We start from the raw sequence: 18,971 nt of genomic DNA on the forward strand, positions 1-18,971 counted from the left end.
AGCGATGGACATCAGCAAGCTCGAACGCATCGACGAAACCTGCTGGCGCATTCCGGCCACCGGCAAGATGCGGGTACCGGTGCTGATCTATGCCGACGAGGATCTGATCCGCGACATGGACGACAAGGTGGCCGAGCAGGCCGGCAACGTCGCTTCCCTGCCCGGCATCGTCGGGGCCTGTTACGTAATGCCCGACGCCCACTGGGGCTACGGCTTCCCCATCGGCGGGGTGGCGGCTTTCGATCCCGCCGAGGGCGGGGTGATTTCCGCCGGCGGGGTCGGTTTCGACATTTCCTGCGGGGTGCGCACCCTCACCACCGGCCTCAAGCGCGAGGAGGTGGAACCGCTGAAGAAATCCCTGGCCGAGGCGCTGTTCATCCACATTCCCGCCGGAGTCGGCAGCAAGGGTTCGATCTCCCTGAACGATGCGGAAATGGACGCCATGCTCAAGGGCGGAGCGACCTGGGCGGTGAAACAGGGTTACGGCCGCGAGGAGGACCTGGAACGGATCGAGGAACACGGCTGCATGGCCGGTGCCGACCCGGCCCAGGTGTCGAAAAGGGCCCGCGAGCGCCAGCGCCGGGAGATGGGCACCCTCGGCTCCGGCAATCACTATCTGGAAGTCCAGGTGGTGGAGGAGATCTTCAACCCGGACGTGGCCAAGGTCTTCGGCCTGGAGGCGGACGAGGTGGTGGTCACCATCCACTGCGGCTCCCGCGGCCTCGGCCACCAGATCGGCAGCGAATACCTCAAGCTGATGCAGAAGGCGGCCAAGGAGGCGGGAATCGAACTGCCGGACCGGGAGCTGGCCTGCGCCCCGATCCGCTCCCCGGTAGGGCAGCGTTATCTGGGCGCCATGCGCGCCGGAATCAACTGCGCGCTGGCCAACCGCCAGATCATCACCCACCTGGTGCGCAAGGTGTTCGCCGAATTCTTCCCCGACCACGATCTCAAGCTCATTTACGACGTCTCCCACAACACCTGCAAGGAAGAGGAACACGAGGTTGGCGGCAAGCGGCGGCGGGTCTTCGTCCACCGCAAGGGGGCGACGCGGGCCTTCGGCCCCGGCCATCCGGCCCTGCCGGAAGCGTTCAGGCTGGTGGGGCAGCCGGTCATCATCGGCGGCTCCATGGGAACCGGCTCCTACATCCTGGTGGGCACCACCGAGAGCGAACGCCGCTCCCTGTCCTCGGCCTGCCACGGCGCCGGGCGCTGCCTGAGCCGGCGCCAGGCCACCAAAACCTGGAAAGGGCAGCAGGTCATCGCGGAGCTGGAGCGCCAAGGCATCATCGTCTGCAGTCCGTCGATGCGCGGGGTCGCCGAGGAGGCGCCGCAGGCCTACAAGCCGGTGGATGCCGTGGTGAGGGCCGCGGACAAGGCGGGACTGGCCAGGCTGGTGGCGCGGCTGCGGCCCCTGGTCTGCATTAAGGGCTAGCGCCGGAGCGGAAACGTTCTGGTTCAAGCCAGCAGAACCGCCAGCACCCCGGTCATGAAAATGCCGTCGAAGGTGCCGGCCCCGCCGATGGAGGCCATGGGCGCTCCGAGCCGGGGGATGTCCCGCAGGTGCAACACGTCGGCCCCGATCAGCACGCCCAGGGTGCCGCAGATGTAGGCGAACGGCGCCCGGTATTCCTCCCCGCCCAGCACCACGGCCACGGTGGCGGCGATCAGCGGCGGCAGCAGCATCGGCATGCCGATCCCCATTCCCGGAACCGGGCGGCTGAAGACATAGCTGAGCAGGGCGACGATGGCGGTGCCCAAAAGGAGCGGCGGCAGGGGCAGGTCCAGTCTGGTGATGAGGTACAGCGAAAACAGCAGCGGAATCAGGCAGCCGCCCACGTTGACGGCGATCACCGTCCGCCCGGTGAAGGGCAGGGGCGGAGGCCGCAGCAGGCCGAAGGGGGTTTCGATCACCTCCGGCGGCGGCTCGGCGCGGATGCTGAACAGGGGAATGTTGATGCCGCTGCCGAGCAGGGAACCCAGCAGCATCAGCAGGGTGGCGGTGGGGGACAGCCCCAGGCGCTCGAAGGACAGGGTGATGAGCTGGAGCTGGATGAAGGTCAGCAGAAACACCAGCAGGAAGAAGAACAGCAGAAAGTGCAGCAGCGAAAACGGCGAACGCATCTCAGGTGCCCTCCTGCCAGGAAGCCAGATAGGCCTGCTGTTCCGCCGTCAAGGTGTCGATGGCGATATTCAGGGCATCGAGCTTGTGTCTTGCCACTTCCTGGTCGATTTCCGCCGGCACCGGATGAACCGCCACCGGCAGCTGCCCTTGCCTGCGCCACAGGTATTCCACCACCAGGGCCTGGTTGGCGAAGCTCATGTCCATCACCGCCGCCGGATGCCCCTCGGCGGCGGCCAGATTCACCAGCCGGCCCTCGGCCAAAAGCCGCAGGCGGCGGCCGTCGGCGAGGCGGTACTCGGTCACGTGGGGACGGGGGCGGTGCCGGTTTTCGGCCAGCCGTTCCAGGGCGGGAATGTTGATTTCCACATTGAAGTGGCCGGCGTTGGCGAGAATGCAGCCGTCCTTCATCACCGCCAGGTGTTCGGCATCCACCACGTGCTTGTCGCCGGTGGCGGTGACGATGAAATCGGCGATCCGGGCCGCTTCCGCCAGGGGCATCACCCGGTAGCCGTCCATCGCCGCCTCCAGGGCCCGCAGGGGATCGACCTCGGTGACGATCACGTGGGCCCCGTGACCGCGGGCGCGCATGGCGATGCCGCGGCCGCACCAGCCGTAACCGCAGACCACGAAGTTGCGTCCCGCCAGCAGGATGTTGGTGGCCCGGATGACGCCGTCCAGGGCGCTCTGGCCGGTGCCGTAGCGGTTGTCGAACAGGTGCTTGGTCAGGGCGTCGTTGACGGCGACGATGGGATATTTCAGCACCCCGTCCCTGTCCATGGCCCGCAGACGGATGACGCCGGTGGTGGTTTCCTCGGTGCCGCCGGCGATCTCGGCCAGCTGTTCCGGGCGCTCCCGGTGCAACGTGGTGACAAGATCGGCGCCGTCGTCCAGGGTGATCCGGGGGTGGGTGTCGAGGACGCTGCGGATGTGACCGTAGTAGGTGTCCTCGTCCTCCCCGCGGCGGGCGAACACGGCGATGCCCTTTTCCACCAGGGCGGCGGCGACATCGTCCTGGGTGCTGAGGGGATTGCTGGCGCACAGGGCCACTTCGGCCCCGGCGGCCTGCAGGGTCAGCACCAGATTGGCGGTTTCGGTGGTAACGTGCAGGCAGGCACCGATGCGCACGCCGGCCAAGGGTTTCGTCTCCGTGAACGCCTTGCGGATCCGAGCCAGTACCGGCATCTCCGCCCCGGCCCATTCGATCCGCTTCCAGCCCTGGGGAGCGAGGGAGGGATCGTTGATGTCGCACGCAGTCATCGCCAACCTCCAACCGTAGAAACAAGCCTTCAGCTTATCACTCAAGGCAAAGGGATGCCCATCTCCCGCAACCGGCGGCGCAGGTCCGCCTCGTCCTGGAACAGCAGCGCCCGCCAGCCCCGGCGGCGGGCTCGCTCCACGTTGCCGGGGCTGTCGTCGATGAAGAGGATTTCCTCCGGGGCCAAATTCAGATCGCGGGCGATGTCGTCGAACAGGGAAGGATCGCGCTTGCCCTTGCCGAGGCGGTAGCTGACGTAGAGACGATCGAAGTGATCATAGATGCGGTAGCGGCGGTCCAGTTCGTCGAGCCACTCGGTCTGATCGCTCAGCAGGCCGACCACGTATCCCGCACGGCGCAGCCGGTCCACCAGGGCCAGCATCGACAGCCGGACCCGGAACCGTTCCAGAATGACCGCCCGCAGGGAGACGGGATCGCCCTTCAGACCGGTCCATTCGGCCATCAGGCGCCAGAAATCGGCCTCGGTGCCCCGCCCCGTCACCCAGCCACTGTCGTACACCGCATCCATGCCGGCCTCGAAGATGGACTGCTCATCCAACCCCTGTTGCCGGGCCAGGGCCCTGAGTCCGTCGCGGAAGCCTTCCTCGGCGATCACGCCGCCGAAATCGAATAAAACCGCCTTGATGCCGTCTAAGTTGTCGTTCCGACTCACAAGGCGCGATTCTCCATGCTGGGTGTCATCGTTCTGTTTCTTCTGGCCCTGACCGGCCTGCGTTTCCGTCATCCCGTCCTCCTTGCCGGCGGCTATGGTCTGCTGACCGGCCTTTACAGTTTAACCTTCGACGATTTCCAGGGGGCAGGCCTGCGGGCCATGATGGCGACCGCTTTCGGTCTGTTTTTCTTTCTCGCCCTCGACCGCACCCGCCATCACTGGGGCTACTGGCTGGCGACCTTGGTCATCTGTCTTACAGCCTGGTATTTCTGGCCCTGGCTGGTGATGTGAAAACAGGCGGGACAACCTGTTCCCAAGCCTGTGGATAACCGGGGGACACAGACGGGAGAAAATTTTATCCCCGATTCCTCCACAGGCTTCCCCATCCTGTCCACACCCTTGTGGACAACTTTTAGGTAACACATCAATTTGATTTATAAGGAAAAAAACCGGTTATCCCGGAAAAACGCGCCGGCTTACAACAACCAAATCTTTCTTCAAGAAAAAAGACAAAGACTAAGAGTTGTCAGATGGAGGGACTGGAGACTGTATAATGTTTAGCCAATTTTCCCTACCGGACATCTATGGAGTTCCCCAAAGTCTTTGACGTCATCGTGGTCGGCGGCGGTCATGCCGGCACCGAGGCGGCGCTGGCGGCCGCCCGCACCGGTGCCAGGACACTGCTGATGACCCAGAACATCGAAACCCTGGGCCAGATGAGCTGCAATCCCGCCATCGGCGGTATCGGCAAGGGGCATCTGGTCAAGGAGATCGACGCCCTCGGAGGGGTGATGGCGCGGGCCATCGACCGTGCCGGCATCCAGTTCCGTATCCTCAACGCTTCCAAGGGACCGGCGGTGCGTGCCACCCGGGCCCAGGCCGACCGGACTCTGTACAAGCAGGCGATCCGGCAGACGCTGGAGAACCAGCCCAACCTGTGGCTGTTCCAGCAGACGGTGGCGGATCTGATCGTCGAACGGGGGCAGGCAGCCGGTGTCGTCACCCAGATGGGGCTGAGATTCCAAGGTCGCTGCGTGGTCCTGACCGTGGGCACGTTCCTCGGTGGGGTAATCCACATCGGCGAGGCCAACTATGAGGGAGGACGCGCCGGTGACAGTCCCAGCAACGCTTTGGCCCGCCGCCTGCGGGAGCTGGATTTCCAGGTGGGCCGGCTCAAGACCGGCACCCCACCGCGACTGGACGGCCGCACTCTCGACTACCGGGCGATGACCCCGCAGCCGGGGGACGAGCCGACGCCGGTGTTTTCCTTCCTCGGCACGCCGGAAGAACATCCCCCCCAGGTGGCGTGCCACATCACCCGCACCAACGAACGTACCCACGCCATCATCCGCGCCGGCCTGGACCGCTCCCCCCTGTTCAGCGGCGCCATCGAAGGCGTCGGCCCCCGCTACTGTCCCTCCATCGAAGACAAGGTGGTGCGTTTCGCCGAGCGCGATTCCCACCAGATTTTCGTGGAGCCGGAGGGGCTCAACACCCACGAGGTCTATCCCAACGGGGTGTCCACCAGCTTGCCTTTCGATGTCCAGCTGGACTTTATCCGCTCGATCCGCGGCTTCGAGAACGCCCACATCACCCGTCCCGGCTATGCCATCGAATACGACTTCTTCGATCCCCGCGGCTTGAAGCCGAGCCTGGAAACCAGGGCCATGGAAAATCTGTTCTTCGCCGGCCAGATCAACGGCACCACCGGCTACGAGGAGGCCGCCGCCCAGGGCCTGATCGCCGGGCTCAACGCCGCCCGCAAGGCCAAAGGGCTGGAACCCTGGTGGCCGCGGCGCGACGAGGCCTACATCGGCGTGCTGATCGACGATCTCATCACCCGCGGCACCAGCGAGCCTTACCGCATGTTCACCAGCCGGGCCGAATACCGCCTGCTGCTGCGCGAGGACAACGCCGATCTGCGCCTCACTCCCAAGGGCCGGGAGCTGGGGCTGGTGGACGACGCGCGCTGGCGGACCTTCGAACGCAAGGTGGAAAACATCGAAACCTTGCGCGGCGAACTGGAACGATCCTGGATCCAACCCGACAGCGAGACTGCCAAGCGGCTTGCGGCGGTGCTGAAAAATCCCCTGCAGCGGGAAGCCAGCCTGCTGGAACTGCTGCGCCGCCCGGAAGTGGACATCGCCCGCCTGCTCGAACTGGCGGAGGTGGACAGCGCCGCTTACACGCCGGCGGAGGTGGAACAGGTGATGATTCAGGCCAAGTACGCCGGTTACATCGAACGCCAGCGGGCCGAGATCGAACGCACCCGCCGCTACGAGGATCTGCGGCTGCCCGAAAGCCTCGACTACCGCAACGTGGTCGGTCTGTCGCGGGAAGTGCAGGAGAAACTGGCGGCCCGCAAGCCGGCCACCCTGGGGCAGGCAGCCCGGATTCCCGGCGTGACTCCAGCGGCCATCTCCCTGCTGCTGGTTCACCTCCGGAAGAAAAGCGCCTGATGGCCGCAAGTATTCTGACCGCCGGCATCGAGGCTCTGGGACTGGCGCCGACGCCCGACCGCATCGGCCGCATCCAGCAGCTTTACCGCGGACTGGTGCGTTGGAACCGGGTAGTCAATCTCACCGCCATCGAAGACGAGGCGCGGTTCGTCACCCACCACGTCCTCGACAGCCTGGCGATTCATCCGTACCTGCACGGCGGGCGGATTCTCGACGTGGGCACCGGCGCCGGCTTTCCCGGCCTGCCGCTGGCGGTCTTCTTTCCCGAGCGCCGTTTTGTGCTGCTGGACGCGGTGGCCAAGAAGATCCGTTTCGTGCGCCAGATGGCCCTGGAGCTGGGATTGAACAACGTAGAGGCGGTCCACGCCCGGGTGGAGGACTATACAGACCCGGCGGGATTTTCTACCATCGTCACCCGGGCCGTCACCGAAGCCGGCCGCAGCCTGTCCCAGAGTGGTCACCTGCTGGCGCCGGGCGGCAGGTTGCTGGTGATGAAGGGCCGCCATCCGGCCGAGGAACTGGCGGCGCTCCAGGCCCCGCACCGGGTGATCCCCCTGCAGGTGCCCGGTCTGGAGGCCCGGCGCCACTTGATCGAAATCACACCGAAAACCGAATGACCAGAATCATCGCCGTCACCAACCAGAAGGGCGGGGTGGGCAAGACCACCACCAGCGTCAACCTGGCCGCCTCCCTGGGTGCGACCCGGCGCCGGGCGCTGCTGGTGGACATCGATCCCCAGGGCAACGCCACCATGGGCTGCGGGGTGGACAAGAACGAGGCCGAGCCCAACTGCTGCGATCTGCTGCTGGGGGAGACCGGCGCCGAAGCGGTGTTGACGCCGCGGCCGCAACTGGGATTCGACCTGATTCCCGCCAACGCCGATCTGACCGCCGCCGAAGTCCGGCTGATGCAGGCCGACCGCCGCGAACGCCGCCTCGCCGAGGCCCTGGAGCCGGTCCGGTCCCGTTACGACTACATCCTCATCGACTGTCCGCCGTCCCTCAACATGCTGACCCTCAATGCCCTGGTGGCCGCCGACGGGGTGTTGATCCCGATGCAGTGCGAGTATTACGCCCTGGAAGGCCTGTCGGCCCTGCTGGAAACCATCGCTGACATCCGCCGCAGCGTCAATCCCCGCCTGCAGATCGAGGGGGTGCTGCGCACCATGTTCGACCCCCGCAGCCGCCTGACCCGGGACGTCTCCGAACAACTGCAGGAACACTTCGGCGACCGCCTGCTGCGGACCTGCATCCCCCGCAACATCCGTTTGGCCGAAGCGCCCAGCCACGGTCTGCCGGTACTCCACTACGACAAATCCTCCCGTGGCGCCCTGGCCTATCTGGCCCTGGCCGGAGAGCTGGTCGGCCGACACCAAGGAGAAAACGCTCATGGCCGGTAAAAAAAAACGCGGCCTGGGACGCGGCCTCGACGCGCTGCTGGGAGAAGCGGCCCTGCCCCGGGCCGAGTCGCCCCAGACCCTGCCTCTGGAGCGGATCGAGCCGGGCCGCTTCCAACCCCGCCGCGACATCGATCCCGAGCGCCTGGCGGAACTGGCTGAATCCATCCGTGCCCACGGGGTGGTCCAGCCGGTCGTGGTCCGCCCCCGCGAAAACGACCGTTACGAGCTGATTGCCGGCGAACGGCGCTGGCGGGCCTCGCGTCTGGCGGGGCTGACGGAAATTCCCGTGGTGGTGCGCCGGCTCGACGATCGCACCGCCCTGGCCCTGGCCCTGATCGAGAACATCCAGCGCGAGGATCTCAATCCGCTGGAACAGGCCGAAGCCCTGTGCCGGCTGCTGGAGGAATTCGACATGACCCACCAGCAACTGGCCGAAGCGGTGGGCAAGTCACGCACCACCATCACCAATCTGCTGCGCCTGCTCGATCTCGAACCGGAGGTCAGACAGTTGCTGGCCGAAGGCCGGATCGAGATGGGCCACGCCCGCGCCCTGCTGGGACTGGCCGGCGAGCAGCAAGTGCAAATCGCCCGCCAGGTGGCCGACGGCAAACTGACGGTGCGCGCCACCGAAGCCCTGGTGAAGAAACTGCAACAACCCCGGGAGAAATCCCGGCAGGACCGGCCTGATCCCGACATCCTGCGGCTGCAGGAGGAGCTGTCCTCCCTGCTCGGGGCGCCGGTCACCATCCGCCACGGCCGTGGCGGCAAGGGCAGCCTGGTGATCCGTTACAGCGATCTGGAACAGCTGGAGGGATTGTTGACCCGGATGAGATAAAGTCGTCGTTCTCCTTGATTTCAATCAGAGGCGCCGATAGAATCCGGGTCTTGTGTGTGCGGGGAAGCGATGGCGATCAACGTCGCAGCCGCCGTCGGTCGGGTTCTGATCCTGCAGCTGGCGGTCGGAGGCCTGGTTTCGCTGGGGATCGGACTGTTCTGGGGCTGGCCGGCGGCCAAATCGAGCGCGCTGGGGGCTTTGATCGCATTCCTTCCCAATGCTTATTTCGCCCTCAGGATCGCCCGCAGCCGCGGGCAGACGCCGAAGCAGATCGTGCGCGGCTTCTACCTGGGGGAAGTGGTCAAGCTGGTGTTGACCGCGACCCTGTTTTTTCTGGTACTGAGGATGCCCGGACTGCAGTTCGGGCCGTTGTTTGCAGGATTTGCGGCGGTTTTGGGCGCGTTCTGGCTCGCCCTGCTGCTGGAAAAGAAGACCAAGTGAGGCGTCATGGCTAAAAGTCCTACCGAGTACATCGTTCACCACCTGACCCCCCTGCACGTGGGCGAGGGTTTCTGGACCCTGCACCTCGATACGCTGTTCTTCTCCGCCGTGCTCGGCCTGGCCTTCGTGTTGACCTTCAAGTTCGCCGCCGAGCGGGCCACCGCCGGGGTGCCGGGGCCGATTCAGAATTTCGCTGAAATGCTGGTGGAATTCGTCGACAGCCAGGTCAAGGACACTTTCCACGGCCACAATCCGGTCATCGCCCCGCTGGCGCTCACCATCTTCTGCTGGGTATTCCTGATGAACGCCATGGACCTGCTTCCGGTGGACCTGCTGCCCACCGTCGCCGCCCTGGAAGGGATCCCTTATCTGCGGGTGGTGCCGAGCACCGATCTGAACGCCACCTTCGCCATGTCGATCACGGTGTTCTTCCTCATCATTTTCTACAGCTTCAAGGTGAAAGGGCCGTGGGAGTATCTCAAGGATATCCTGCTGCACCCGTTCGGGGTCTGGTTCATTCCCTTCAACCTGCTGCTGCGTCTGGTCGAGGAGCTGGCCAAGCCGGTTTCCCTGGCCCTGCGACTGTTCGGCAACATGTACGCGGGGGAGCTGATCTTCATCCTCATCGCCCTGATGCCCTGGTATCTGCAGCCGTTGCTCAGTTTTCCCTGGGCGGTGTTCCACATCCTGATCATCACCCTGCAGGCTTTCATCTTCATGGTGCTGACCATCGTCTATCTCAGCATGGCGCACGCATCCCATTGATTTGATTTTTACAACGACACGACATCCAAAACGGAGGAAATGATGGAAAATCTGGCTCTGATCGCTGACATTCAAGGTCTCACCGCCATCGCTGTGGGTCTGGTTCTGGGCATGGGCGCCCTGGGGACCGCCATCGGTTTCGGCCTGCTCGGTGGCAAATTCCTGGAAGGTGCCGCGCGCCAGCCGGAAATGGTGCCGATGCTGCAGGTCAAGATGTTCATCGTCGCAGGTCTCCTGGACGCCGTGACCATGATCGGCGTGGGGATGGCCCTGTTCTTCACCTTTGCCAACCCGTTCCTGGCGCCGGTCACCGGCGGCTGAGGGCGTCCGCCGCCGGCGGACTGACCGTCCCTTAATCAACGACTGAACGAGGCAAAGGGTCGTGAGTATCAACATTACCCTTCTGGGGCAGATGATCACCTTCGCGCTTCTGGTGTGGTTCACCATGAAGTACGTCTGGCCGCCCCTGATGGAAGCGCTTGAGGAGCGCAAACGCAAGATCGCCGAGGGGCTGGAAGCGGCCGAGCGCGGCAAGCAAGAGATGGAACTGGCCGAAAAACGGGCCAAGGAGCTGCTGCGCGAAACCCGCGAGGAAGCCAACGAGATCCTCAACAAGGCCCAGAAACGGGCGAACGAGATCATCGACGACGCCAAGGAAGCCGCCCGTCAGGAAGGCGAGCGCCTGATCGCGACGGCCAAGGCTGAGATCGAGCAGGAAATGCAGCGGGCCAAGGAGAGCCTTAGGGAGCAGGTTTCCCAACTGGTAGTGACCGCAGCCGAACAGATCCTCCAGGAAGAGATCGACGCCGGCAAACATCGCCGTATCCTTGAAGAGGTCACCCAGCAACTGGAACAAGTGCCATGAGCGAACCGATCACGCTGGCAAGACCGTATGCCGAGGCCGCTTTCAAGCACGCCCTGGAGAGCGGCAAGCTCGAGCAGTGGTCCGAGATGCTCGCTTTCCTCGCCGCGGCCTTGTCCGATCCCGAACTGGCGGCGCTGGCCCAAAATCCCAAGATCGGCAAGGAGCGGTTTCTCCAGATCCTGCTCGACATCGGCAAGGGCTATCTGGATCAGGAAGGGCAGAATTTCGTCAAGTTGCTGGTTCACAACGGCCGCATCACGTTGGCCCCGCAAATCCATGAGCTGTTTGAGCGCTATCGTGCCGAGCACGAAGGGATCGTGGACGTGGAGGTCAGGACCGCCTATCCCCTGGAAGAAGAGGATCAGGCCAAACTGACCCGGGCGTTGGAAAAGGCCCTGGGCCGGAAAATACGTCTTCAGCTCGCCGAGGACCGCGATCTGATCGGCGGGGTGGTCATCCGCGCGGGTGACAAAGTGATCGACGGCTCGGTGCGCGGGCGGCTCGAGCGTTTGGCAAAAAGACTCTACAGCTAGAGCGAGAACAGAATTATGCAATTGAATCCTGCGGAAATCAGCGATCTCATCAAAGAGAAGATCAAGGCATTCGAAGGTGCGGTGGAGGCCCGCACCCAGGGCACCATCGTCGGCCTTACCGACGGCATCGTCCGCATCCACGGTCTTCAGGACGTCATGCACGGGGAGATGCTGGAGTTTCCCGGCGACACTTTCGGCATGGCCCTGAACCTGGAGCGCGATTCGGTCGGCGCTGTGGTCATGGGTTCCTACGAACACCTGAGCGAGGGTGACTGGGTCAAGTGCACCGGCAAGATCTTCCAGGTGCCGGTGGGCGAGGCACTGCTGGGGCGCGTGGTCGATGCCCTCGGTCGTCCCGTCGACGGCAAGGGGCCGGTCGAAACCGAACACTTTTCCGAGATCGAGAAGATCGCCCCCGGGGTGATCGCCCGGCAGTCGGTGGACCAGCCGCTGCAAACCGGTCTCAAGGCCATCGACTCGATGATCCCCATCGGCCGTGGCCAGCGTGAGCTCATCATCGGCGACCGCCAGACCGGCAAGACCGCCATCGCCGTCGATACCATCATCAACCAGAAAGGCACCGGGGTGAAGTGCATCTACGTGGCGGTAGGACAGAAGCAGTCCACCGTCGCCAACATCGTCCGCAAGCTCGAGGAGCACGGTGCGATGGAATACACCACCGTGGTGGCGGCCACCGCGGCCGAATCGGCGGCGCTGCAGTTCATCGCCCCCTATGCCGGCTGCGCTATGGGCGAATACTACCGCGACCGCGGCGAGGACGCCCTCATCGTCTACGACGACCTCACCAAGCAGGCCTGGGCCTACCGTCAGGTGTCCCTGCTGCTGCGGCGTCCGCCGGGCCGCGAGGCTTATCCCGGCGATATCTTCTACCTCCACTCGCGGCTGCTGGAGCGCGCCGCGCGCATCAATGCCGCCGAGGTGGAAAAGCGTACCAACGGCGAGGTGAAAGGCAAGACCGGTTCCCTGACCGCGCTGCCGATCATCGAAACCCAGGCCGGCGACGTGTCCGCCTTCGTGCCCACCAACGTGATCTCGATCACCGACGGCCAGATCTATCTGGAAACCGACCTCTTCAACGCCGGCATCCGCCCGGCGGTGAACCCGGGGATCTCGGTGTCCCGCGTCGGTGGTGCGGCCCAGACCAAGATTATCAATAAGCTCGGCGGGGGGATCCGTCTCGACCTGGCCCAGTACCGGGAACTGGCGGCCTTCGCCCAGTTCGCCTCCGATCTGGACGAGGCCACCCGCAAGCAGATCGAACGCGGCCAGCGCATCACTGAGCTGCTCAAACAGCCCCAGTATCGGCCGATGAGCATCGCCGAGCAGGCGGTGTCGCTGTTCGCCGCCACCCAGGGCTACCTGGACGATGTCCCGGTCGACAAGGTCCAGGATTTCGAGGCCGCGCTGCAGGATTTCGTCAGGTCCGAATACGCCGCTCTCCTCAAGGAGATCAACCGCAGCGGCGACTACAACGACGAAATCGCCGCACAGCTCAAGGAAGCGGTCGAGAAGTTCAAATCCACCCACGCTTGGTAACGGTCCATGGCAGTCGGCAAAGAGATTCGCACCAAGATCTCGAGTATCAAGAATACTCAGAAGATCACCAAGGCCATGGAGATGGTGGCCGCCAGCAAGATGCGCAGGACCCAGGACCGCATGCAGGCCACCCGTCCCTACGCCCGGCGGATGCAGCGGATCATCCGTCACCTGGCCCACGCCCATCCGGAATACCGCCATCCCTATCTGCTGCCGCGGGACGGCAAGCGTGTCGGTATCCTGCTGGTGTCCACCGACCGCGGCCTGTGCGGCGGTCTCAACGCCAACCTGTTCCGCGGTCTGCTGCGGCGGATGAAGGAATGGGAGGACGACGGCCACACGCTGGAGCTGAGCGTCATCGGCCAGAAGGGCGCCTCCTTCTTCTCCGGTGTCGGCGCCAACATCGTGGCCCAGAAGACCCAGCTGGGGGACGAACCGCATCTGGAGGACATCATCGGCGTGGTCAAGGTCATGCTCGACAAGTACGACGCTGGCGAGCTGGACCAGCTCTATCTGGTGTTCAACGAGTTCGTCAACACCATGACCCAGAAGCCGGTGATCCAAAAACTGCTGCCGGCCGAGGTGGAAGCGGAAGAGGACCAGCTCAAGCATCACTGGGACTACATCTACGAGCCCGACGCCAAGGAGGTGCTCGACGAGCTGCTCATGCGCTACGTTGAGTCCATCGTGTTCCAGGGGGTGGTGGAGAACAAGGCATGCGAACAGGCAGCGCGGATGGTGGCGATGAAGAGCGCCTCCGACAACGCCGGCAAGTTCATCGACGAGCTGCAGCTGCTCTACAACAAGGCCCGTCAGGCTTCCATCACCCAGGAGATTTCCGAGATCGTTTCGGGTGCGGCGGCGATTCAGCAGTAACCGGATACCAACATCAGCTTTCAAGAGGAACTTCACATGAGTTCGGGTAAGATCGTACAAATCATCGGCGCGGTGGTCGACGTCGAATTCCCCCGCGAGAACCTGCCCAAGGTCTATCACGCCCTCAAGGTGGACGATGCCGACCTGACCCTGGAAGTCCAGCAGCAGCTGGGCGACGGCGTGGTGCGGACGGTGGCCATGGGCAGCACCGACGGTTTGCGCCGCGGCATGGGCGTCACCAACACCGGCGCTCCCATCACCACCCCGGTGGGCACCGAAACCCTGGGCCGGATCATGAACGTGCTCGGCCAGCCCATCGACGAAAAGGGCCCCATCGGCGAGAAGGAACGCTGGCCCATCCACCGCAAGGCGCCGAGCTACGAGGATCAGGTGCCGGCCACCGAACTGCTGGAAACCGGCATCAAGGTGATCGACCTGATCTGCCCCTTCGCCAAGGGCGGCAAGGTGGGCCTGTTCGGCGGCGCCGGCGTGGGCAAGACCGTCAACATGATGGAGCTGATCCGCAACATCGCCATCGAGCACTCCGGTTACTCGGTGTTCGCCGGCGTGGGGGAGCGGACCCGTGAGGGGAACGACTTCTACCACGAAATGCAGGAATCCAACGTGCTCGACAAGGTGGCCCTAGTGTACGGCCAGATGAACGAGCCGCCGGGCAACCGCCTGCGCGTGGCCCTGACCGGCCTGACCATCGCCGAGTACTTCCGTGAGGAAGGCCGCGACGTGCTGCTGTTCATCGACAACATCTACCGTTACACCCTGGCCGGGACCGAGGTGTCGGCACTGCTGGGCCGCATGCCTTCGGCGGTGGGCTACCAGCCGACCCTGGCGGAGGAAATGGGGATGCTGCAGGAGCGCATCACCTCCACCAAGACCGGTTCCATCACCTCCATCCAGGCGGTGTACGTGCCCGCCGACGACCTCACCGACCCGTCGCCGGCTACCACCTTCGCCCATCTGGATGCCACCGTGGTGCTGTCGCGCCAGATCGCGGAACTGGGCATCTATCCGGCGGTGGATCCCCTCGATTCCACCAGCCGTCAGCTCGATCCGCTGGTCATCGGCCACGAGCACTACGAGGTCGCCCGCCGGGTCCAGTCCACCCTGCAGCGCTACAAGGAACTGCGCGACATCATCGCCATCCTGGGGATGGACGAACTGTCCGAGGAGGACAAGCTCACCGTCTCCCGGGCCCGCAAGATCCAGCGCTTCCTGTCGCAGCCGTTCTTCGTCGCCGAGGTGTTCACCGGCGCCCCGGGCAAGTACGTGCCCCTCTCCGAAACCATCCGCGGCTTCAAGGGGATCGTCGACGGCGAATACGACGACGTTCCCGAGCAGGCCTTCTACATGGTCGGCACCATCGACGAAGCCTTGGAAAAAGCCAAGAAACTGGCTGCCTGAGGTAAGGGAACATGGCCATGACCATTCATGTGGATATCGTGAGTGCCGAAGCGGAGATTTATTCCGGGACCGCGGAAATGGTCTTCGCGCCGGCGGAACTGGGCGAGGTGGGCATCGCGCCCCGCCACGCCCCGTTCCTGTCGCGCCTGATTCCGGGGGAGGTCCGGGTCAAGGTGTCGGCTTCCGAGGAACTGCCCTTCTACGTCTCCGGCGGCATCATCGAGGTCCAGCCCCACGTGGTGACGGTCCTGGCCGACACCGCCATCCGGGCCAAGGACATCGACGAGGCCGCCGCCCTGGAGGCCAAGCGCCGGGCCGAGGAGGCCCTTAAGGACCGTTCCGGCAAGATCGACTACGCCAAGGCCCAGGCGGAGTTGGCGGAAGCGGTGCGACAGCTGCAGATTCTCGAGCGCTACAAGAAGCACAAGGGGAGCTTCGAAAAATAGCGATTGTCGGCCATGGAGTTGCGATTTCCGAAGGCTCGCCAGTAAAGGTCTTGGCGGGCTTTTTCTTTTGGACTACCTTTCTAATTGTTCCGATTCGAGTAAGGCGATACCCATGTTGAACGTGGTGATACTGGCCGCCGGCCAGGGGACGCGGATGCGTTCCGATCTTCCCAAAGTCCTGCACACCATCGGCGGCAAGCCGCTGTTGCAGCATGTCTACGAGCTGGCGGCAAGCCTGCGGCCGGATTCGCTCACCATCGTCTATGGCCATGGCGGGGAACAGGTGAGACGACGGTTCTCCGCCTGGCCGGTGCACTGGGTCGAACAAGTCCGGCAGTTAGGCACCGGCCACGCGGTGCAGCAGGCCCTGCCCCACCTGGAGCGGGGGCAGGTGCTGATTCTCTACGGCGACGTTCCCTTACTCCGCAAACCCACGCTGCTGCGCCTGCTCGAAGCCGGCGCCGGCGGCAAGCTGGCATTGCTGACCGTCGAGCTCGAAGATCCCAGCGGTTACGGCCGCATCGTCCGCGATTCCGGTACCGGCCAGGTGCTGCGGATCGTGGAGGAAAAGGACGCCACCCCGGAGGAGAAGCGCATCCGCGAGGTCAACACCGGCATTCTGGCCGTGCCGGCCGAGGCGCTGAAGGTCTGGCTCGGGCGGCTGAACAACGACAACGCCCAGGGGGAATACTACCTGACCGACATCATCGCCATGGCCGTGGCCGACGGGGTGCCCATCGAGACGGTCGGCGCCGAGCCCGACGAAGTCGAGGGGATCAACAACAAGCGTCAATTGGCGGAACTGGAGCGGGTCTGGCAGCGCCGTCAGGCCGAAGCACTGATGGATCTGGGCGTGACCCTGCGCGATCCGGAGCGCTTCGACGTCCGCGGAGAAGTCGAGGCCGGCCGCGACGTGGAGATCGATCCCAACGTGATGCTGGAAGGCCGGATCCGCCTCGGTGACCGGGTCAGGATCGGGATGGGTGCGGTCATCCGCGACGCCGAGATCGGCGACGACGTTGAAATCCTGCCTTACAGCGTCATCGACGGCGTCCGCGTCGGGGCCGGGTGCCGCATCGGTCCCTTCGCCCGCCTGCGTCCGGAGACGGTGCTGGCCGATCACGTCCATATCGGCAACTTCGTCGAGATCAAGAAATCCAGCGTCGGTTCAGGTTCCAAGATCAATCATCTGAGCTATGTCGGGGACAGCGAGGTGGGGTCCGGGGTCAACATCGGCGCCGGCACCATCACCTGCAACTACGACGGCGTCAACAAGCACCGCACGGTGATCGGGGACGGCGCCTTCATCGGCTCCGACACCCAGCTGGTGGCGCCGGTGCAGGTCGGCGAGGGCGCCACCATCGGCGCCGGTTCCACCATCACCCGCGACGCCCCCGCCGGCAAGCTGACCCTCAGCCGCAGCAAACAGGTCACCGTCGAACACTGGCAACGTCCCCAGAAGAAATCTTGAAGCGAGGCAAGTAATATGTGTGGCATCGTCGGCGCCATCGCGCAACGCAATGTGGTTCCCATTCTGATCGAAGGCCTGCGGCGGCTGGAATACCGCGGTTACGATTCAGCCGGGGTGGCGGTGATTCAGGACGGCGAGATCCGCCGCCGCCGCAAACAGGGCAAGGTGGCCGAGCTGGCCGCCGCCATCGAGGCCGATCCCATCGAGGGCCGGATCGGCATCGCCCATACCCGCTGGGCCACCCACGGGGTGCCGAGCGAACGCAACGCCCATCCCCACGTGTGCCGCAACACCGTCGCCCTGGTCCACAACGGCATCATCGAGAACCACGAAACCCTGCGCGAGGAACAGATCGCCGCCGGATATGAGTTCACCTCCGAGACCGACACCGAGGTGGTGGTCCATGCGGTTTACGACCAGCTCCAGCGCACCGGTTCCCTGCTGGAGGCGGTCCAGGCCACGGTCGCGAAACTGGAGGGAGCCTATGCCATCGGGGTGATCAGCGTCACCGAGCCGGATGTACTGGTGGCCTGCCGCAAAGGCAGCCCGTTGGTGATCGGCCTCGGCATCGGTGAATACTTCATCGCCTCCGACATCGCCGCCCTGCTGCCGGTGACCCGGCGCTTCATCTTCCTCGAGGACGGCGACATCGCCGAGCTGACCCCGGAGGGCGTGCGGATCTTCGACGAAGCCGGCAACCCGGTGGAGCGGCCGGTCAAGGACAGCGAGGTCCAGCTCGATGCGGTGGAACGGGGGGAATACCGCCATTACATGCAGAAGGAGATCTTCGAACAGCCCCGCGCCATCGCCGAGACCCTGGAGGGGCGCTTCAACGGCCTGAAACTGATCGAGGAAGCCTTCGGCAACGATGCGCCGGCGGTGTTCGACCGGGTCAAGGCAGTGCAGATCCTCGCCTGCGGCACCAGTTACCATGCCGGCCTGGTGGCGCGCTACTGGATGGAATCCCTGGCCGGCATCCCCTGCAACGTCGAGGTGGCGAGCGAATACCGCTATCGCGATCCGGTGCTGCTGCCCGACACCCTGGTGGTCACCATCTCCCAGTCCGGGGAAACCGCCGACACCCTGGCGGCGCTGGAGGAGGCCAAGCGCCGCGGCGCGCTCCATTCCCTGGCCATCTGCAACGTGCAGGAAAGCTCGCTGGTGCGCGAATCCGACCTGGTGCTGCTGACCCGCGCCGGTCCCGAGATCGGCGTCGCTTCCACCAAGGCCTTCACCACCCAGCTGGTGGCCCTGATGATGCTGACCCTCGCCTTGGGACGGCGTCACCGCCTCGACCGGGTGACGGAAAAGCGCATCGCCTCCCAGCTGTTCGCCCTGCCGGCCCGGGTCGAGGACGTGCTGGAACTGGACGACCGGATCCGCGCGCTGTCGGAACGCTTCGCAGACAAGCAGCACGCCCTGTTCCTGGGGCGGGGCAGTCACTACCCCATCGCCATGGAAGGGGCCCTCAAGCTCAAGGAAATTTCCTACATCCACGCCGAAGCCTATCCCGCCGGAGAGCTCAAACACGGCCCCTTGGCGCTGGTGGATGCCGACATGCCGGTGATCGCCGTGGCGCCCAATAACTCCCTGTTGGAAAAGCTCAAATCCAACCTGCAAGAGGTCAAGGCCCGCGGCGGCGAGCTGTACGTGTTCGCCGACGAGACCCTGGACGTGCAACCCGATGACCATACCCACGTGCTGACCGTGACCCCCACCGAAAACGAGCTGTCGCCGGTGATCTTCACCGTGCCGCTGCAGCTTCTGGCCTATCACGTGGCGGTGATCCGCGGCACTGATGTGGATAAGCCGCGCAATCTGGCCAAATCGGTGACGGTGGAGTAGAGTCAGC

The 18,971-nt window shown here is 64.6% G+C and carries 20 protein-coding genes; 17 read left to right on the top strand and 3 right to left on the bottom strand.

Annotated elements, in window-relative coordinates:
• Window positions 1-4 precede the first annotated feature (4 nt).
• Complete coding sequence (locus tag MCIT9_RS03960) at window positions 5-1,435, top strand: RtcB family protein (protein ID WP_317706118.1); 1,431 nt, start codon at window positions 5-7, stop codon at window positions 1,433-1,435.
• 23 nt (window positions 1,436-1,458) lie between these two features.
• Here the strand turns inward: MCIT9_RS03960 and MCIT9_RS03965 are convergent, their stop codons facing one another.
• The 3 genes from MCIT9_RS03965 to MCIT9_RS03975 are packed head-to-tail and all read right to left on the bottom strand — an operon-like array spanning window position 1,459 to window position 4,053.
• Window positions 1,459-2,124 carry a DUF1614 domain-containing protein gene (locus MCIT9_RS03965; protein WP_317706119.1) on the bottom strand — a complete coding sequence of 222 codons (666 nt, stop codon included), beginning with the start codon at window positions 2,122-2,124 and terminating at the stop codon, window positions 1,459-1,461.
• A 1-nt stretch (window position 2,125) separates the two neighbouring features.
• Window positions 2,126-3,382: an adenosylhomocysteinase gene (gene ahcY, locus MCIT9_RS03970; protein WP_317706120.1), complete on the bottom strand. Its 1,257-nt coding sequence runs from the start codon at window positions 3,380-3,382 to the stop codon at window positions 2,126-2,128.
• 41 nt (window positions 3,383-3,423) lie between these two features.
• A complete protein-coding gene (locus MCIT9_RS03975; protein WP_317706121.1) occupies window positions 3,424-4,053 on the bottom strand; it encodes an HAD family hydrolase in 630 nt (209 codons plus the stop codon).
• A gap of 15 nt (window positions 4,054-4,068) precedes the next feature.
• Between MCIT9_RS03975 and MCIT9_RS03980 the strand changes: the two genes are divergently transcribed.
• The 16 genes from MCIT9_RS03980 (at window position 4,069) to glmS (ending at window position 18,964) form a co-directional block, all read left to right on the top strand.
• Window positions 4,069-4,344: a hypothetical protein gene (locus tag MCIT9_RS03980; protein ID WP_317706122.1), complete on the top strand. Its 276-nt coding sequence runs from the start codon at window positions 4,069-4,071 to the stop codon at window positions 4,342-4,344.
• A gap of 293 nt (window positions 4,345-4,637) precedes the next feature.
• Window positions 4,638-6,512, top strand: coding sequence for a tRNA uridine-5-carboxymethylaminomethyl(34) synthesis enzyme MnmG (gene mnmG, locus MCIT9_RS03985; RefSeq protein ID WP_317706123.1), 1,875 nt, complete (start codon window positions 4,638-4,640; stop codon window positions 6,510-6,512).
• Window positions 6,512-7,129 carry a 16S rRNA (guanine(527)-N(7))-methyltransferase RsmG gene (gene rsmG / locus MCIT9_RS03990; RefSeq protein WP_317706124.1) on the top strand — a complete coding sequence of 206 codons (618 nt, stop codon included), beginning with the start codon at window positions 6,512-6,514 and terminating at the stop codon, window positions 7,127-7,129. Before mnmG ends, rsmG begins: the two co-directional genes overlap by 1 nt.
• On the top strand, window positions 7,126-7,911 hold the full coding sequence (locus tag MCIT9_RS03995) for a ParA family protein (RefSeq protein ID WP_317706125.1): 786 nt from the start codon (window positions 7,126-7,128) through the stop codon (window positions 7,909-7,911). Before rsmG ends, MCIT9_RS03995 begins: the two co-directional genes overlap by 4 nt.
• Window positions 7,901-8,746 carry a ParB/RepB/Spo0J family partition protein gene (locus MCIT9_RS04000; protein ID WP_317706126.1) on the top strand — a complete coding sequence of 282 codons (846 nt, stop codon included), beginning with the start codon at window positions 7,901-7,903 and terminating at the stop codon, window positions 8,744-8,746. Before MCIT9_RS03995 ends, MCIT9_RS04000 begins: the two co-directional genes overlap by 11 nt.
• A gap of 69 nt (window positions 8,747-8,815) precedes the next feature.
• Complete coding sequence (locus MCIT9_RS04005; RefSeq protein WP_317706127.1) at window positions 8,816-9,187, top strand: ATP synthase subunit I; 372 nt, start codon at window positions 8,816-8,818, stop codon at window positions 9,185-9,187.
• A 6-nt stretch (window positions 9,188-9,193) separates the two neighbouring features.
• Window positions 9,194-9,952, top strand: a complete 759-nt coding sequence (atpB, locus tag MCIT9_RS04010; protein ID WP_317706128.1) for a F0F1 ATP synthase subunit A — start codon at window positions 9,194-9,196, stop codon at window positions 9,950-9,952.
• Between the two features lie 42 nt (window positions 9,953-9,994).
• On the top strand, window positions 9,995-10,273 hold the full coding sequence (gene atpE, locus MCIT9_RS04015; protein WP_422880190.1) for a F0F1 ATP synthase subunit C: 279 nt from the start codon (window positions 9,995-9,997) through the stop codon (window positions 10,271-10,273).
• Window positions 10,274-10,334: 61 nt separating this feature from the next.
• The gene (locus MCIT9_RS04020) at window positions 10,335-10,817 is read left to right on the top strand and encodes a F0F1 ATP synthase subunit B (RefSeq protein WP_317706129.1); all 483 of its coding nucleotides are present in this window, start codon (window positions 10,335-10,337) and stop codon (window positions 10,815-10,817) included.
• Window positions 10,814-11,350, top strand: a complete 537-nt coding sequence (locus tag MCIT9_RS04025; RefSeq protein WP_317706130.1) for a F0F1 ATP synthase subunit delta — start codon at window positions 10,814-10,816, stop codon at window positions 11,348-11,350. Before MCIT9_RS04020 ends, MCIT9_RS04025 begins: the two co-directional genes overlap by 4 nt.
• A gap of 15 nt (window positions 11,351-11,365) precedes the next feature.
• Window positions 11,366-12,907 carry a F0F1 ATP synthase subunit alpha gene (gene atpA, locus MCIT9_RS04030; RefSeq protein ID WP_479724333.1) on the top strand — a complete coding sequence of 514 codons (1,542 nt, stop codon included), beginning with the start codon at window positions 11,366-11,368 and terminating at the stop codon, window positions 12,905-12,907.
• A 6-nt stretch (window positions 12,908-12,913) separates the two neighbouring features.
• A complete protein-coding gene (atpG, locus tag MCIT9_RS04035) occupies window positions 12,914-13,783 on the top strand; it encodes a F0F1 ATP synthase subunit gamma (RefSeq protein WP_317706131.1) in 870 nt (289 codons plus the stop codon).
• A 36-nt stretch (window positions 13,784-13,819) separates the two neighbouring features.
• Window positions 13,820-15,202 carry a F0F1 ATP synthase subunit beta gene (gene atpD / locus MCIT9_RS04040; RefSeq protein ID WP_317706132.1) on the top strand — a complete coding sequence of 461 codons (1,383 nt, stop codon included), beginning with the start codon at window positions 13,820-13,822 and terminating at the stop codon, window positions 15,200-15,202.
• 11 nt (window positions 15,203-15,213) lie between these two features.
• Window positions 15,214-15,648 (top strand): F0F1 ATP synthase subunit epsilon, encoded by a 435-nt coding sequence (locus MCIT9_RS04045; RefSeq protein ID WP_317706133.1) that lies wholly within the window; start codon window positions 15,214-15,216, stop codon window positions 15,646-15,648.
• A gap of 112 nt (window positions 15,649-15,760) precedes the next feature.
• Window positions 15,761-17,119, top strand: coding sequence for a bifunctional UDP-N-acetylglucosamine diphosphorylase/glucosamine-1-phosphate N-acetyltransferase GlmU (gene glmU / locus MCIT9_RS04050; RefSeq protein WP_317706134.1), 1,359 nt, complete (start codon window positions 15,761-15,763; stop codon window positions 17,117-17,119).
• Window positions 17,120-17,134: 15 nt separating this feature from the next.
• The gene (gene glmS, locus MCIT9_RS04055; protein WP_317706135.1) at window positions 17,135-18,964 is read left to right on the top strand and encodes a glutamine--fructose-6-phosphate transaminase (isomerizing); all 1,830 of its coding nucleotides are present in this window, start codon (window positions 17,135-17,137) and stop codon (window positions 18,962-18,964) included.
• Window positions 18,965-18,971 lie beyond the last annotated feature (7 nt).

Source organism: Methylomarinovum caldicuralii (genome assembly GCF_033126985.1).
In the GTDB taxonomy this organism is placed as follows: domain Bacteria; phylum Pseudomonadota; class Gammaproteobacteria; order Methylococcales; family Methylothermaceae; genus Methylohalobius; species Methylohalobius caldicuralii.

What these genes read in the sequence shown, in the direction of transcription:
- MCIT9_RS03980 (WP_317706122.1), top strand. Translation starts at nt 4,069, where the DNA reads ATGCTGGGTGTCATCGTTCTGTTTCTTCTGGCCCTGACCGGCCTGCGT.
- MCIT9_RS04005 (WP_317706127.1), top strand. Translation starts at nt 8,816, where the DNA reads ATGGCGATCAACGTCGCAGCCGCCGTCGGTCGGGTTCTGATCCTGCAG.
- glmS (WP_317706135.1), top strand. Translation starts at nt 17,135, where the DNA reads ATGTGTGGCATCGTCGGCGCCATCGCGCAACGCAATGTGGTTCCCATT.
- atpA (WP_479724333.1), top strand. Translation starts at nt 11,366, where the DNA reads ATGCAATTGAATCCTGCGGAAATCAGCGATCTCATCAAAGAGAAGATC.
- ahcY (WP_317706120.1), bottom strand. Translation starts at nt 3,382, where the DNA reads ATGACTGCGTGCGACATCAACGATCCCTCCCTCGCTCCCCAGGGCTGG.
- atpB (WP_317706128.1), top strand. Translation starts at nt 9,194, where the DNA reads ATGGCTAAAAGTCCTACCGAGTACATCGTTCACCACCTGACCCCCCTG.
- mnmG (WP_317706123.1), top strand. Translation starts at nt 4,638, where the DNA reads ATGGAGTTCCCCAAAGTCTTTGACGTCATCGTGGTCGGCGGCGGTCAT.
- atpD (WP_317706132.1), top strand. Translation starts at nt 13,820, where the DNA reads ATGAGTTCGGGTAAGATCGTACAAATCATCGGCGCGGTGGTCGACGTC.
- MCIT9_RS03995 (WP_317706125.1), top strand. Translation starts at nt 7,126, where the DNA reads ATGACCAGAATCATCGCCGTCACCAACCAGAAGGGCGGGGTGGGCAAG.
- MCIT9_RS03965 (WP_317706119.1), bottom strand. Translation starts at nt 2,124, where the DNA reads ATGCGTTCGCCGTTTTCGCTGCTGCACTTTCTGCTGTTCTTCTTCCTG.
- atpE (WP_422880190.1), top strand. Translation starts at nt 9,995, where the DNA reads ATGGAAAATCTGGCTCTGATCGCTGACATTCAAGGTCTCACCGCCATC.
- MCIT9_RS04000 (WP_317706126.1), top strand. Translation starts at nt 7,901, where the DNA reads ATGGCCGGTAAAAAAAAACGCGGCCTGGGACGCGGCCTCGACGCGCTG.
- glmU (WP_317706134.1), top strand. Translation starts at nt 15,761, where the DNA reads ATGTTGAACGTGGTGATACTGGCCGCCGGCCAGGGGACGCGGATGCGT.
- MCIT9_RS04025 (WP_317706130.1), top strand. Translation starts at nt 10,814, where the DNA reads ATGAGCGAACCGATCACGCTGGCAAGACCGTATGCCGAGGCCGCTTTC.
- MCIT9_RS03960 (WP_317706118.1), top strand. Translation starts at nt 5, where the DNA reads ATGGACATCAGCAAGCTCGAACGCATCGACGAAACCTGCTGGCGCATT.
- MCIT9_RS04045 (WP_317706133.1), top strand. Translation starts at nt 15,214, where the DNA reads ATGGCCATGACCATTCATGTGGATATCGTGAGTGCCGAAGCGGAGATT.
- atpG (WP_317706131.1), top strand. Translation starts at nt 12,914, where the DNA reads ATGGCAGTCGGCAAAGAGATTCGCACCAAGATCTCGAGTATCAAGAAT.
- rsmG (WP_317706124.1), top strand. Translation starts at nt 6,512, where the DNA reads ATGGCCGCAAGTATTCTGACCGCCGGCATCGAGGCTCTGGGACTGGCG.